13 protein-coding genes and 1 pseudogene are annotated in these 14,371 nt (G+C 68.1%); 3 read left to right on the forward strand and 11 right to left on the reverse strand.

Annotated elements, in window-relative coordinates; all coding sequences use genetic code 11:
* Positions 1 to 180: 180 nt before the first annotated feature.
* Entirely contained in the window at positions 181 to 498 is a 318-nt protein-coding gene (locus tag AB4Z55_RS06575) for a hypothetical protein (RefSeq protein ID WP_064571382.1), read from the reverse strand.
* A 59-nt stretch (positions 499 to 557) separates the two neighbouring features.
* Positions 558 to 1,442: a TIGR00341 family protein gene (locus tag AB4Z55_RS06580; RefSeq protein WP_369519415.1), complete on the reverse strand. Its 885-nt coding sequence runs from the start codon at positions 1,440 to 1,442 to the stop codon at positions 558 to 560.
* A gap of 224 nt (positions 1,443 to 1,666) precedes the next feature.
* Between AB4Z55_RS06580 and AB4Z55_RS06585 the strand changes: the two genes are divergently transcribed.
* A complete protein-coding gene (locus AB4Z55_RS06585) occupies positions 1,667 to 2,782 on the forward strand; it encodes an ADP-ribosylglycohydrolase family protein (RefSeq protein WP_369519416.1) in 1,116 nt (371 codons plus the stop codon).
* A gap of 113 nt (positions 2,783 to 2,895) precedes the next feature.
* Here the strand turns inward: AB4Z55_RS06585 and AB4Z55_RS06590 are convergent.
* Positions 2,896 to 4,015, reverse strand: a pseudogene (locus AB4Z55_RS06590) (HNH endonuclease signature motif containing protein); the annotation flags it as partial.
* A gap of 494 nt (positions 4,016 to 4,509) precedes the next feature.
* On the opposite strand from AB4Z55_RS06590, the gene AB4Z55_RS06595 reads away from it, so the two are divergent.
* Together AB4Z55_RS06595 and AB4Z55_RS06600 are read left to right on the forward strand one after the other, a co-directional pair.
* Positions 4,510 to 5,292, forward strand: a complete 783-nt coding sequence (locus AB4Z55_RS06595; protein WP_354561166.1) for an MFS transporter — start codon at positions 4,510 to 4,512, stop codon at positions 5,290 to 5,292.
* 28 nt (positions 5,293 to 5,320) lie between these two features.
* Positions 5,321 to 5,833: an NADPH-dependent FMN reductase gene (locus AB4Z55_RS06600; protein ID WP_369519417.1), complete on the forward strand. Its 513-nt coding sequence runs from the start codon at positions 5,321 to 5,323 to the stop codon at positions 5,831 to 5,833.
* Here the strand turns inward: AB4Z55_RS06600 and AB4Z55_RS06605 are convergent.
* The 8 genes from AB4Z55_RS06605 to AB4Z55_RS06640 all read right to left on the reverse strand — a co-directional run bounded on the left by AB4Z55_RS06605 (position 5,767) and on the right by AB4Z55_RS06640 (position 14,371).
* Positions 5,767 to 7,182 (reverse strand): amidohydrolase family protein, encoded by a 1,416-nt coding sequence (locus AB4Z55_RS06605; protein WP_369519418.1) that lies wholly within the window; start codon positions 7,180 to 7,182, stop codon positions 5,767 to 5,769. The two genes, AB4Z55_RS06600 and AB4Z55_RS06605, sit on opposite strands and share 67 nt — an antisense overlap.
* Entirely contained in the window at positions 7,179 to 7,790 is a 612-nt protein-coding gene (locus AB4Z55_RS06610) for a pyridoxal 5'-phosphate synthase (RefSeq protein ID WP_064569999.1), read from the reverse strand. Before AB4Z55_RS06610 ends, AB4Z55_RS06605 begins: the two co-directional genes overlap by 4 nt.
* Positions 7,787 to 8,587: a creatininase family protein gene (locus AB4Z55_RS06615; RefSeq protein WP_369519419.1), complete on the reverse strand. Its 801-nt coding sequence runs from the start codon at positions 8,585 to 8,587 to the stop codon at positions 7,787 to 7,789. The genes AB4Z55_RS06610 and AB4Z55_RS06615 overlap by 4 nt, the downstream gene beginning before the upstream one ends.
* Positions 8,584 to 9,915, reverse strand: a complete 1,332-nt coding sequence (locus AB4Z55_RS06620; protein WP_354561161.1) for an FAD-binding oxidoreductase — start codon at positions 9,913 to 9,915, stop codon at positions 8,584 to 8,586. The genes AB4Z55_RS06615 and AB4Z55_RS06620 overlap by 4 nt, the downstream gene beginning before the upstream one ends.
* The gene (locus AB4Z55_RS06625) at positions 9,912 to 11,090 is read right to left on the reverse strand and encodes an ABC transporter substrate-binding protein (RefSeq protein WP_369519420.1); all 1,179 of its coding nucleotides are present in this window, start codon (positions 11,088 to 11,090) and stop codon (positions 9,912 to 9,914) included. The genes AB4Z55_RS06620 and AB4Z55_RS06625 overlap by 4 nt, the downstream gene beginning before the upstream one ends.
* Positions 11,091 to 11,364: 274 nt before the next feature.
* Positions 11,365 to 12,270 (reverse strand): ABC transporter permease, encoded by a 906-nt coding sequence (locus tag AB4Z55_RS06630; RefSeq protein WP_004019157.1) that lies wholly within the window; start codon positions 12,268 to 12,270, stop codon positions 11,365 to 11,367.
* Positions 12,267 to 13,037 carry an ABC transporter ATP-binding protein gene (locus AB4Z55_RS06635; protein ID WP_004019156.1) on the reverse strand — a complete coding sequence of 257 codons (771 nt, stop codon included), beginning with the start codon at positions 13,035 to 13,037 and terminating at the stop codon, positions 12,267 to 12,269. Before AB4Z55_RS06635 ends, AB4Z55_RS06630 begins: the two co-directional genes overlap by 4 nt.
* Positions 13,037 to 14,371 (reverse strand): amidohydrolase family protein, encoded by a 1,335-nt coding sequence (locus AB4Z55_RS06640; RefSeq protein WP_369519421.1) that lies wholly within the window; start codon positions 14,369 to 14,371, stop codon positions 13,037 to 13,039. The genes AB4Z55_RS06635 and AB4Z55_RS06640 overlap by 1 nt, the downstream gene beginning before the upstream one ends.

A 14,371-nucleotide genomic window follows, 5' to 3' on the forward strand; every position in this document is an offset into this window, starting at 1 on the left:
TGAGGTGCGAGCGACGCTACCCCCGATCCCTGAGGTGCGAACGACGCTACCCCCGATCCCTGAGGCGCGAGCGACGCTACCCCCGATCCCTGAGGCGCGAGCGACGCTACCCCCGATCCGTGAGGTGCGAGCGACGCTACCCCCGATCCCTGAGGTGCGAGCGAAGCGAGCCTCGAAGGGTCACCGTCGCCCGGGCGGGGGATCACCGGCCGGCCGCAGAGCCCACGACGGTACCCAGTGCGTGACCTTCTCCTGCCGGTCCTTCGAGGTGATGGTGTAGGTGACCTTCCCGTACCAGGCGCCCCACTCGTCCCGTCCCCATTCGGTCAGGACTCCGAGGTGAACGGAGCGGATCTGCAGCCCGTCGGGGTGATACTCGCCGTTGAAGTGAGGTGCGTTGGGGTACAGCGCGCCTAGGTCGATGAGCACCGCCTTGTGGCCGACCCGCACGAAGGCGGGCCGGTGTGGTTGGCCGTTGTCCCCGCCAATCCACTTCATGCCCACCCGCACAGTTTCGCACGTGCGTTCGAGCGGTGTCACCTCTGGTTGGTGGTCGATCAACCGGCGGTCGCGCGTTCGCCGACCGTGTGCACGACCACCACCTCTGGGTCCCAGGGCACGAGCTCGTCGACCGTCGTCTGGAGCTCGCCGACCGGCGGTAGGTCTTGCGGAGCGAGCACGCTGACAGTCACCGTGCTGCCGGTCCACGACACCCCGGTGACCTCGGACGTGTCGTTTCCGGTGGATTCCAGCCAGGACTCCGCCGCCGTCGCGATCTGCCGGGACCACAGTGATGAGAGCGAGTTCGCGACCATCGGGACGGTGACGACGACGAGGGCGACGGCCAGTACGGCGTACGCCCGGCGCCGCGGGGGCCTCGGATGGTCCCCGCCGACGAGTTCGGCGGCCTCCCGGCCGTAGCCCGCGATCGTCAGCACGACCAGGCTGGTGATGATCATCGCGACCACGTTCGACGCGAACAGTACGAAGGCGCCCAAGGCGAGCGACGGCGCCCCCGACCCGAGGCAGACCCCGACGACCCCGAGCGGCGGCACCAGGAAGATGGCGATGGCCACACCGGGCAACACGTCGCCGACGTCGCGACGCGTGATGGCGACCGCGCCGGCCATGCCGGTGGCCAGTGCGGCCAGAAGGTCGACGAGCGTCGGTGATGTCCAGCCCAGAACCTGCGAATTTGACAGCACGCTGGTCGGATTGGGCAGCAACTCCGCGAACACGACGCCGAGGATCGTCACCAGGATCACCCCGGCGAGCACGTAACCCAGGCTCGCGAGCACGAGCCGGCCGCGGCCGGTGACGATCCCGAGGCCGACGCCGAGGATCGGAGTCGACAGCGGCGCGACGATCATCGCGCCGATGACCGTTGCCGTGCTGTCGGCGACGACTCCGGACACCGCGATGATCCCGGACAGGGTGAGCATCAGCCAGAAGGCGCTGCGTTTGGCGGTGCGGTCGCCGACGGAGAAGTCGAGACGTTCACCGATCTCGTCGAGTGTGCGTCGCTGTGAATCGGGGATGAGGGAGAGAACCGACCGGCCCCTTCGTCTCGAGGTTCTCCGAAAATACCCCGCCGGTCCGCTGTTCAGCAGGTTTCGGCCGCGCGTGTGACCATGGGGAAACGCCGGGAGAACTCTAGGGGGCGACCATGGATCGATACACCGGATGTCTACTCGCCGGGGCTGCCGGCGACGCCCTCGGCGGAGCGGTCGAGTTCTCGACGCGGGATGCGATTCTCGACGCGTTCGGGCCTACCGGGATCACCTCGTACGCCGAGGCGTACGGCGGTGTCGGCACCGTCACCGACGACACGCAGATGACGCTCTTCACCGCGGAGGGTCTGCTGCGTTCCTGGGCGCGCGACTGTGCGGGAGGAATCTCCTGCTACGCGGCCACGACCGCCCGCGCCTATCTGCGCTGGTTCATCACCCAGGGCGGTCACCCCCGACACGGTGTGCTGGCGACGGCCGAGAGGTCGAGTTGGCTGTCCGGACACCAGGAGTTGCACGACCGTCGCGCACCCGGCACCACCTGTCTGGAAGCGCTCCGGGTGACCACTCGTCCCGGCGCGCCCGCCGACAACGACAGCAAGGGGTGCGGCGGCGTGATGCGCGTTGCGCCCGTGGGATTGTTCGCGGCACGCGCAGAGTGGTCTGCCGCAGGTACTTTCGATCTCGCGGCCACCCTCGCCTCGCTCACGCACGGACATCCCTCCGGGTCGCTCCCCGCCGGAGTCCTCGCGGTCGCGATCCGCGATCTGGTCGGCGGGGCGAGCCTGCCCGACGCGCTGTCGGTCGCGAAAGGGGTTCTCCGGACTCGTGCCGGGCACGGGGAGACCCTGGCGGCGCTCGACGCCGCCGAGGCACTGGCCGGTTCGGGCCTGTCCCACGACGCGGCGATCGCACGCCTCGGCGAAGGCTGGGTCGGAGAGGAAGCACTCGCGATCGCGACCTACTCCGCACTCGTGGCCGATGACCTCGAGGACGCGGTGATCATCGCGGTCAACCACGACGGCGACTCGGACTCCACGGGGGCGATCGCCGGGAACCTGCTGGGGGCCCGCGATGGCGCGGCAGCGATCCCGCCGCGATGGCTGAAGTCCCTCGAACTCCACGACGTCATCGTCGAGATGTCGCACGACCTCTACGACTTCGTGGACTGGGACATCACCGAGACCGATCCACGGGCCGGGTCGGACAGGTGGGTCGAGAAGTACTGGGGACCGCGTCCGGGTACGACCTCGGACCTCCGCCCGGTGGGTTGATCACTCCCGATGATGCGACGGAGGTTTCACACTGTGGAGTTGTCAAAGGTCGTGTGGCGCCGGGTCGACGCCGGAGGGTCTGGTGGGGCGGGTGCGCTCTCAGACGAGTGCGTCTCGAGTCGCATGGTGCGCCGGTTGTAGGCCGGTCGGGGTAGGCGTTGGGGGTCGATGTCGACGGGTGGGATCAGCCAGGGGTGCCGGTCGGGTCCCATCACCACCTGCCAGCCGTGGTGGTGGACCTGGGTGTGACAGCGTTGGCACAGCAGGCACCCGTTGTCGAGATCGGTGGGACCGCCGTCAGCCCAGTGCACGATGTGATGCACCTGCGTATGTGCAGCGGGGGCACCACATTTCACACAACACGCATCCCGGACGATGATCGCCTGGCGCAGATGGTGCGGGAACAGTCGTTTCGTCGTCCCCATCCGCAACGGCACACCCTCGGCGTCGAGGTCGACGAGCCTCGAAGGGTTTCGCGACGCATCTCACCAAGCCCTTCGAGGCTCGCTTCGCTCGCACCTCAGGGAGCAGAAGGGCGCGGCGTTCGCCGACACTGCGCCGGTCCTCGGCGCCGTCGGGTTCGGGTCGCGGACATGAGCGTTCGTCGATCATCGACAGGAACTTGTCTCCGATCACCGCCGTCACATCGCCGGTGATGGCGACTCTGCCCTCGTCGGTCACCCGAGTGTGCAGGGTGTTCAGTGATGCATCATCAGCTGCCGAAACCGTGCCGGGATCGGCCTCGGCGACACGCATGGCGATCGAGCGGGAGTGGGTGTCGATCTCGGCGGGTGTGGCACCGGAGAACGCCTGGGTGAGCAGTTCTGTTTCGAACAGCTGCCGCTCGCCATCGGAAAGCGCTGCCGCAGCAACTCTATTGATGAGAGCGATGCCGCGGACGACCGCGTCGACGCACTCGACGGCGAGATATCCCTCGGCGGCGCAGTCGGCGAGTTTCGGCAACGACGCGAGGCCGCCGGCGATCCGCACACCACGGTGGGCGACCGCCGGTGGCATCCCCATCTCGATCAGCCACGACCGTGTCGTCGATCCCGCACGCGCGGCCGCACCCGAGGCCTCCACAAGAGCTACGTGCACATCGATCTGGTGATCGAGCACGTTTCGCAGCACCCGTAGTTCGTCGAGCCGGTCGAGCACCGCGCGACCGGTCCCGTCGTCGGACGGTGGACTCAGACCGATGAGGGTGTCGCGGAACTCGGTTATCGAGGGCATGACACCAAGGTACTCGCCACAACATTCGACGACGAGATTTCTCCACAACTCAGGAGTCGACGAAAAGTACTGCACTGCAATAGATGTCACTCACGCCCCAGCGGTGAACCGTGGTAAACTGTGGTGAACAGAAACCCCATTGGTCACACGAACTGATGGTTCTTGCCGGCGCCATTCAGTGTGGAAATGGGATGCACTACCCTCGCCCGGCCGACCCGGTCCTGCGGCACTGCACCTTTCACCGATGAACTCGAACTCGACCGATGAACCTCGATCGAAGTCGATCGGTCGAGATGAGGTTCATCACCCGGAAGGTTGCTCGCGCGACCTTTCGTGGCAGTGAGAACGGGTGTAGGACCAGCTCGTCGTCTGCGCTCCTCGCACCTCACGGATCAGTTCTTCTGGTTCTCTCGGACCAGGCAGCAAGGGGATTCGCTCGCATCTCGACGACACTCCGCGCGTGAATCCGACAAATTACGCCTACGTTGGGACACATGACACCCACGCGCATCTCCGGTCCGATCACCTGGCTCGCCGTCGTCCTCGCCGTGGCACAGGTGCTCGCGCCCATCGTCCCGTTCTCCGGTTTCGGCGCCTCGCCCAACGAGTCGACGACCGATCTGCTGATCACCCCGGCCGGTTACACGTTCTCGATCTGGAGCCTCATCTACCTGCTGTCGATCGTGTTCGCCGTCGCCGTGGTGTGGAAGGGGGCCACCGGGACCGGTGACCCGCGGCGGTTGCTCGTCGACCTCGAAGTCGCGTTCGCCGGCGCGGCGGTGTGGATTCTCGTGTCGGCGGCGGAGTGGACATGGGTGACACCGATCGTGCTGACGGTCATGACGGTGGTCCTGCTCGACGCGGCCCGGATCGCCGCGAGGCCGGCCGACGATTCGGCGCCTCGATGGCTCACGGTCCTGACCCGGGTCCTCGTGGGTGTCTACGCGGCGTGGGCGACCGCGGCTGTGTTCCAGAACTGGGCCGCGGCGATCGGCGCCGACCTGGCGGATCCGCAGTCCCTGGGATGGCAGCTGGCCGTCCTGCTCGCGTGCGCCCTGGTCGGGCTGGCGGTCACCGCCGTCGTCGGGTCGGTGCTCGTCGCCTACCCGCTCACGCTGATCTGGGCGCTCGTCGGGATCATCGTGTCCGCGCAGGGTGAGTCGACGGCCGTCGTGGGAGTCGCGGTCGGGACGATCGTCGCGCTGGTCGTCACCACGGCGGCGGTGACGATACTGCGGCGCCGGGCGGGTGCGCCCGCTCCGGCTGCGGCACGATAGGCGAGACCGATACTGCGAGAGGCGGACCATGACCACCACCGTTGTCGCCGGGAACCCCAAGCCCGGTTCGCGCACGCTCGACGCCGCCCGCCGGTTGGCGAGAGCGCTGACCGGAACCGAACCCGACCATGTCGTGGACGTGATCGGACTCGGGCCGGGCCTGCTCGCGTGGGGTGACACCGCGGTCCAGGGTGCGGTCGAGACCGTCGCCTCGTCGGACCTCGTCGTGGTGGCGAGCCCGACCTTCAAGGCGACCTATACCGGCGTCCTCAAACTCTTCCTCGACCAGTTCGCCACCGGCGAGGGCCTGCGCGATGTCACGGCCGTCCCACTGATGCTGGGGGCGGGGCCGGCGCATGCGATGGCACCCGACCTGCTGCTCAAACCGGTCCTGGTCGAACTCGGCGCGGTGTGCCCGGCTCCGGGCCTGTACCTGATGGATTCCACCTACACCACCGATTCCCGGATCGCCGACTACACCGACCGCTGGTCGTCGGCGCTCGTGCGGTCCGGACCGCGGAGCGCAGGCACGGCCGGATGAATCCCGGACTGCGCCGCTGACGCGATCATCCGTTCGGTGAGTTCGGAATCCGCCTGTGCACGTCGGGGGTCGGCCACGTCGCGGTGCCAGACCGACCGACCGCCCACGACGACCTCGCGCAGGTTCCGCAGTCCGCATCCGAGGACATAGGTGGCGATCGGATCCCAGATCGGTCCGAGGTGGGGCGACCGCGGATCGACGACGAGCAGATCCGCGAACTTCCCGACCTCGAGCGAACCGACCCGGTCGGCCACCCCCATCGCCGACGCCGAACCGAGGGTGTGCAACCCGAGCACATCGAGCGGGGTCAGGACAGCGGCGTCGCTGTGCTTGCCGCGTTGCAGGAACAACCCGGTGCGCATGTTCTCGAACGGGTCGGACACGTCCGTGCACGACTGGTCGTCGACGCCCATGCCGACGGTGACCGAATCCCGCAGCAGGCGGGGTACATCGGCGATCCCGGAGCCGAGGCGTCCGTTGGACATCGGTTGCCACACCACCGCCGACCCGGTCTCGCGAACGCGCGTGAACATGTCCTCGGTCGGATGGACGAAATGGCCGAACGCGAAGTCGGGACCCAACACGCCCGCGGCGTCGTACCAGTCGAACTTCGACTGCTGGATCTCGATCTGTTCGGCGGTCTCGACGAAGTGCGCCTGATTGGTGATCCCGTATCGATCCATCAGGGCGCGTTCGCGTTCCGCGGTCGCCTGCGACGACGACCACTGCACCGAGCCGTAGACCGAACCGCCCAGATCGAGCCCGCGGTCGACGGTTGCCAGGTGGGTCATCACCTCGTCGAAACCGGCGAAGGCCGCATCCTCGCCGAGTTGCTCGTCGTCGAGTCGCACGCTGGTGACGAACCGGATTCCGCTGGCCGCCAAGCCGTCCACCTGGGAGGTGACGAATTCCGGTGGGTGCACCCGTGCCGCCTTCAAGACGGATTCCTCGTAGTCGAAGAGGGCCAGGACGCGCGACTGGGTGAAGTTGTACACGGACGTGATGCCGGAGGACAGGTGGTCGAGCCCGCCCGCCAGCGTCATCCAGTACAGGTCCTCCGCCTCGGCCCCGAGCAGCATCGTGCTGTTGAGCGTGACCCATTCGTACAGCGGACTGTTCGGCGCGACACCACGCATTCCGGCGGTGTAGATGTGGCTGTGCGCCGAGACGAAACCGGGTGCGAGGAAGGCGCCGTCGAGATCGTGCCGGGGAAGCGGTGCGTCGGCGGGCGGGGACCCCTCGCCCATCCCGGAGATCCGGCCGTCGTCCCCGATCGACAGCCATCCCCAGAACCACGGCTTCTCGCCGCTGACCGGCAGGATCAGCGCGTTGTGGTAAGTGCCGGTCATCCCGGTAGAACCTCCGATGTCCAATGATCTGCGTTGTGGGTGAACCGTACTCGCTGCGACGGACCGTCCGGGTCGCCCCGCCAGAAGGTGATCTCCCGCAGGTCGACGGCGTACCCGGTCCAGGTCGGCGGTGCGGCGAGTCGTGGGTGGGCGGCGTCGAAGTCGGCCCAGCGGCGCCGCCGCTCGTCGGGTGCCAGTGCGGCGAGGTCGTCGTCGTTCATCCATGCCAGGAGCTGCAGATAGCGAGACCGGCGTGAATATGCCTCGTGCAGTTCGGTATCCGGCGCCCGCCGCACGTCCCCATGCGCGACGACCTGACGGCCCGCGGCCGGCCAGGCGATCGCAACCGACGCTCGGGGGGTCTCCACGAGTTCGGCCACCTTCGCCGACCTGCTGTCGGTGTGGAAATAGACCGCGGTGTCGTCGGTTTCGGTGATCAGGACGTGCCGGACCCGGGGATATCCATCGCGACCGGACGTCGCCAGTGCCATCAGTGGGCGCGGTTGGTCGGCAGGGGGCAGCCAGTCGCGCAACAGCTCCATCGGGTCGATCGTGAGCTGATCGGTGGCCGCACAATCGGTTCCGAAGCCTGCTCCGCTGGTGATCAACGTCCGACCCGGCCCGGGTTGAACGTGGCGATCTCCGGTAGTGCCGCGACCAGGTTTCCGACGCGCTCGTCGAAGAGCGTCGCGCCGATGGATGCGTCGGCGCCGGTGGGATCGCCGATGACGCCCGACTCGGCGAAATCGGTGGACAACCAACCGAATCGAACGGTGCCGGCGAATCCGACGTGCTCGGCGTCGGCAACCGCGTCCGCCACGGCCGCCACGGCCTTGTCCATGTGCACCAGATCCGGCCGCAGGTGGAGCATCATCGAGGTCTCCGCCCACCCGGCATGGATACCCAGGCCGCGTTCGGTGGGACCGGGATGCCCTGGGCCGGAGGAGAAGAACGTCTGCAGATCGAACCGGCGGCGCAGCTCGCGCGCGGCGACCTCGATCAGGGCGGAGTTGCCGCCGTGTGCGTTGAGGAACAGTATCCGTCTCGCCGGGGTCTCGGCGAGCGAGGCGCCGATGTCGACGATCGTCTCGAACAGGGTCGTCGCGCGCAGCCAGATCGTGCCCGGGAGCCGCGAGTGCTCGTCGGACTTGGTGTATCCGAGAGCGGGTAGCAGCCAGACGTCGTGCCCAGCCGCCGCGCCGCGCTCGACGACGGCCTCGGCGACCGACTCGGCGACGATGAGGTCGGTGGCGAGCGGTAGGTGTGGTCCGTGCGGTTCGATTGCGCCCGTGGGCAGTACGAGAATCGAATCTCGGGACAGGGCCGTGCCGATCTGTTCGGTGGTCAGCTCAGCGTAACGTCGATGACCGTTCGGGCTCGCGGCCGTCGTGTCCACCACGTTCACATCCACCTTCCCGGGTTGAGCAACCCCTTCGGATCGGTCTGCTGCGCCAGCGCACGGACGCGCTCGGCGTCGAGATCGACGTACCACTGGTGCGGGGAGTGGACGCCGACCCCGAGTCCTTCGAGTGCGGCGACTCCGTCGATGACCTGCTGCGGGCTGCGATAGACCCCGTTGAGCATCCCGAACATCATCTCGTGACCGACCTCGAGATGAAGCTCGCCGCCCTCGTAGACCTGCTCGACCTCGTCGAGCCGGGTGACGAGCGCATCGCCGCGTACCTCCATGTGGAACCACTTGTCCGGCTGGGACTTCTGCAGCCACCACGTGGGGTGGTTGTAGGACAGGGTCGACAGTTTGACCGTCTCGGCGATCCCTTCTCGGACCGCTTCGACGCGGCCGCCGGCTGCGACGACCAGATCGGTGGTCTCTGCCAGCGCACGGGCGTCGATGATCCCGCGCACGCTGGCGCGCCCGCGGACGAGGGCGGGGTCGTCGGGAAGTGCCGCCGTGATCAGGGGACCGTCGGCCGACAGCAGACGCGGCTTGGGCTCGACCGCCGCCAGCCGGTACGCCGCGTCGAAGGCCTCCGGACCGGAGGCGAAACTCGCATAGACGCACCGCCATTCCTGGAGTGGTTCCACCCGGACGGTGGCGCCGACGATGATGCCGGCAACCCCGTAGGTGTGCACGAAGGGGGTCGCGTCGTCGCCCTCGAGATGCACCACCTCGGCGTCGTCGGTGGCGTGGACGACATCGAGGGCTTCGACGAAACCTTGATGGTTACGTCCGTGCACGATCGTGCCGGTACCGGCCGAACCGCCCGCGAGGAACCCGCCGAGGGTCGACTGGACGGTGGACGGGTACATCCACAGCTGGCGCTCGTGCGCCCAGGCGGTCTGTTCCAGGTTGATCATCCGCGCGCCGGCCTGCGCGGTGACCGAACGCTCTGTGACATCGCGGATCTCGGTCAGCGACGTCATGTCGAGGACGAGTCCGCCGAAGCGGGGGATGACCTGACCGTAATTGCCGGTGCCCTTGCCGCGCGTGGTGATCGGGACCCCGCGGGCGGCCGCGGCACGCACGATCGCGGGCACCGCCTCGGCCGACCGCGGGTAGCACACGAGGTCCGGTTGCCCGAGGTCCTGCGCCGACAGGATCGGGCTCATCCCCGAGCCGTCCCGCCCCGCCCGTTCGAGTGCGCGGGGAAGCGAGCTGATGCCGCGCGGGCCGACAATGGCGAGCAGGTCGTCGGCCAGCGCGTCGACGTCGTCGGGTCCGAAGTCGGGGCGTCCCTCATCGGTGCCGACGGCGACCACCGGTGCGGTCATGACGGGAGGCCCACCGAGGTGTCGATGAACCGGTTGGTCGCGATCGACTCGGGGGTCAGACCGTCGGCGGCGGGGGTGCCCTGTTCGGTGAAGATCGGTCCGGTCACCTCCATCACGCGGGCGACGCGGGCGGTGTCGAAGTTGCCGATCGTCGTGTCGGTGCCGTTGCTCACCAGGTCGAGGTCGGCCATCGTCTGGCGGGCGTAGTCCGCGTTGCGCTGGGAGTACACCCACCCCGTGTCGTACTGCTCGACGGCGTCGAGGATGACCGCGTCCGCCGCCTGCGGCGACGCCAGGTAGTCGACCGACCCGCGCTGCAACACCGGGACGAGCTGCTCGAGGCAGGCGGCGTTCTCCTCCAGTGCGTCCGAGCGAACCGCCACCGACGACTTATAGATCGGATATCCGACCTCGTGGATCAGCTGGTACTTCACCGGCTTCTGCCAGCCCTCGACCTCCTCCTGGTAGACCTGCGGCTCGGAGCTGGCGAATCCCTGCTGGGCCGTCTTGCCGCCGTCGGAGACGAAGTTGGCCGGTGACCCGTCGTAACTGCCGTCGACCTGTCCGGGGGAGAGGACGCCCGACCCCGTCAGGTAGTCCATGTAGGTGGCTCCCTCGAAGTAGAGGACGCGCGCATTCGCCGCCTTGAGGTCGGCGATGCCCTGGGCCTGCGGATATGTGGCGGGGTCCCACATGATCATCTGCGGGCTGATGTCCAGGGGCGCCATGACCGCGGTCGTCGGGTTGTCTTTCGAGTTCTGGATGGCCTGGTCGGTGTCCACGTAACCGAGGAGGATCTCTGGATCGGAGTACATCTGCGAGGTCACCGACTGGAAGCCGATGGCCGGTCCGCCGGAGCGGATCTCGATGTCGACGCCGGTGTACTGGCCGCGGTCGAACAGCGGTCCGACGACGCGCTTGTTGCCGGCATTGATCGTCGGGTCGGGTCCGAGAAGCTGGTAGAGGTGGCCGTGCTCGGCCTCCGGGTTCCAGTCGGTCTGGACCACGATCTTGTCCGGGCAGTTGGCGCTCAGGTCGACCGGGCCGACGGCACCGGTATAGCCCGAGGACTCGGTGGTCTCACCGGAACCACACGCGGCGGTGAAAGCGAGGGCGGCGGCGACGGCCGCGACACCGGTGGTCTTGGACAGGCGACGCCAGATGTGTGTGTTCATGAGATGAGTTCCTTTTCGGGCTGAGAGATTCCGGAAGTTGGTTGGAGTGATCATTGGGTGTCGACGACAGGGGACCCGCCTGCTGGTTGAGCCGGCACCGAGCGCTGGTTGAGCCGGCACCGCCTGCTGGTTGATCCGGCACCGAGCGCTGGTTGAGCCGGCACCGCCTGCTGGTTGAGCCGACACCCCCGCTGGTTGAGCCGGCACCGCCTGCTGGTTGAGCCGGCACCGAGCGAAGCGAGGAGCCGAGTCGAAACCACCCGGCGAGACCAGGTCAGTGCTGATACCAGCGGCCGACGATGCGGTTGCCGAGCCAGCCGAAGAACCAGAAGACGGCCACGCCGAGGAGTGAGGCGAGCACGATCGAGGCGAACAACTCCTCGGCCTGTAGCCGCGACCGGTAGTTGTCGATCAGGATGCCGATCCCGGGATTGCCCTGTTTGAAGAAGAAGTCGCCCACGATCGCGCCGACCACCGACAAGCCCGCCGAGATCCGCAGGCCGGCGAAGATCGCCGGCATCGCGGCAGGGAACTCGAGTTTGCGCAAGATGGTGAGGCGGCTCGGATGATGCAGGGCGAACAGGTCGCGCATCTGCCGATCGACGGACCGAAGGCCGAACAGCGTGTTGGACACGATCGGGAACAGCGAGATCAGCACGCAGACGAAAACGCGGGCGCTGAAACCGAATCCGAACCAGAATCCGACCAGCGGAACGAGTGCGAGGATCGGGACACACTGCAGGACCACCGCATACGGGAACAGGGCGTTCTCCATCAGACGCGACTGCGACATGATCACGGCCCAGGTGATGCCGATGGCGGCGGCGATCACCAGACCCGTCAGTGCGACGGTCGCCGTACGGCTCAACGCTTCCCACATCGCCGGCGCGGCATCGCCGAGCAGGCCGTCGGTGACGACCTGATGCGGAGGTGGCATCAGGAATCGTCGCCCGGGATCGAGGACCGCGTAGCTCACGAGGTACCAGACACCGATGACCAGTGCCAGGACGACGAGCGGTGCGGCGACCCCCACTGCTTTCGAGCGAGATCGTCCGCGTCGGCTCGTGCGCGCCGCCACGGCGAGCTCGGTGGTGGATCCGGGGTCCGGGGTCCCGGCCTTGCCGGGCTTCGGGGTTCGCACGCTCGCGGTGGTGTCGGTGTCGGTCTCGGGGGCGGTCATGAATGTGCCTCTCGGAGTGCGCGGGAGATCCTGCCGGCAATCGCGCCGAACTCCGGCTCGAACCGCAGGTCGGGCGAACGGGGATAGTCGAACGGGACCTCGATCTCGTCGACGATGGTGCCCGGGCGCCCCGACATCACCAGGACGCGGGTGGACAAGAACGCGGCCTCGGCGACCGAGTGCGTGATGAACAGGCCGGCAAAGCGTTTGACGGCGAACAGTTCGGTCAGGTCGGTGCCGAGTCGCTCGCGGGTGAGTTCGTCGAGGGCGGCGAACGGCTCGTCGAAGAGGAACAGGTCGGGGTCGAGGGTCAGTGACCGGGCCAGCGACACCCGCATCCGCATCCCGCCGGACAACATGTGCGGAAGGTGTTTGTCGAAGCCGGTCAGGCCGACTGTCTCGAGCGCGGCGCGAACTCGCTCGCGCCGTTCGGCTTTCGGTGCGCCGTCGAGCTCGCCGAGCAGTGCGACGTTGTCGGCCACCGTCCGCCACGGGAGCAGGGTGGCGTCCTGGAAGACGTAACCGATCCGCTCGGCTCCGCTCTGCAGGTAGCCGTCGGTGATCGTCTCCAATCCCGACGACAAGCGCAGCAGGGTCGACTTGCCGCAGCCGGATGGGCCCACGACGCTGACGAATTCGCCCTCGCGCACGGTGAGGTTCACATCCCGGAGGGCATGGGTGCCGTCCGGATAGGTGAGTTCCACGTGTTCGAAGCCGACGAGCGGGTGACCGAGTGCCGGTCTGGGGGTCGTTGCGGGTGAACTCATCATCTCTCCATACCGACGGGGGACATGCCTGCTGGTGACACTCCTGCTGCAAACGCTCCTGGCGGGGACGGGACCGGGGGCGACGGGACCGGGGGCGACGGAAAGGCCGTCCAGGTGGTGGTCTCGGTGCGCGCGACCGGGATCCCGTTCACGATGACCACCCGGTCGGCCGGGGCGGTCGCGATCACCTCGGTGAGGTCGGTCCCGCGGATCGCGACTAGATCACCACGTGCGCCGACGATCGGCCCGGCCGGCTCGAGTCCGAGCACGGACCGCGCCTCAGAGGTGACCAATTCTGTTGCTGTGTCCGGACTCTGATGGGCGGCGGTGATCAGCAGAGCGGCCGTCTCCAAGGGGTCGGCCCGACCGACGGGGTTGAACGGGTCGCGGATGTTGTCCGCGCCCCCGGCGACGCGGACCCCGTGATCGCGCAGGACATCGATCGGGGTGATTCCCCGGCGCCCCGCCGACGGGCCGTGGCGGCCCTGGAGATACAGGTTCGTCACCGGAAGTGCGACGACCGAGACACGCGCACGCGCGAGTGCCCGTGCGACCCTGTCGAGGTCGTCGGCGGCCAGGGTGTCGAGGCGGCAGCAGTGGCCGGCCGTGCGGATCCGGTCCTCGGGCCAGTCGGCGACCCGGTCGGCGAAGGCCTCGATGGTCAGGTGGTCGCCGTCGAGGAACTCGTCGACATGCAGGTCGGCTCCGATGCCGCGCGCCTCGGCCAGGTCGAGCAGCCTGGTGAGCTCTAGGAGCGGATCGTCGGCGATGTGGGGGGCGCCGCCGACCAGATCGACCCCGGCGTCGAGTGCGGCCTCGATGTGCGCGGTGGGCGTCAGGGGACTCGCGAGCACCGCGATCTGGACGTCCATGAGTCCACGCAGATGGTCGCGGACCTCGATGAGGACACGGACGGCGCGCAGCGGGTCCTCGTGCTGGAGTATGTCGGCGTGCGTGCGCACCGCGGTGATGCCGTTGGCCAGCATGGACGAGGTCGTCCGCAGCGCGCGTGTCCGAAACGACGCCTCGTCGAGGACGATGCTGCCGGCCCGCCACGACGCGATGGCATCCGCGAGATCGCCGCTCGGAGGTGAGAGCTCCGGCCACGACAGGGCCTTGTCCAGGTGGGCGTGAGGCTCGGCCGCGGTCGGCAGCAGGAGGTGGCCGCGGAGGTCGAGCCAACCGGCAGTGCGCGGCGACCCGGGGGAGAACGGCGTGACGGCGCGGACCCGACGTGTGTCGTCGGCGTCGGCCGAGAGTTCGACATCGACCACCGACCCGTCGGGTAGTGACCCGGTGATGCCCGGGACGGGCGCTGTCTGCGGAACCTGCAT

The sequence above is a fragment of the Gordonia sp. ABKF26 genome (genome assembly GCF_041103195.1).
Lineage (GTDB): Bacteria > Actinomycetota > Actinomycetes > Mycobacteriales > Mycobacteriaceae > Gordonia > Gordonia terrae.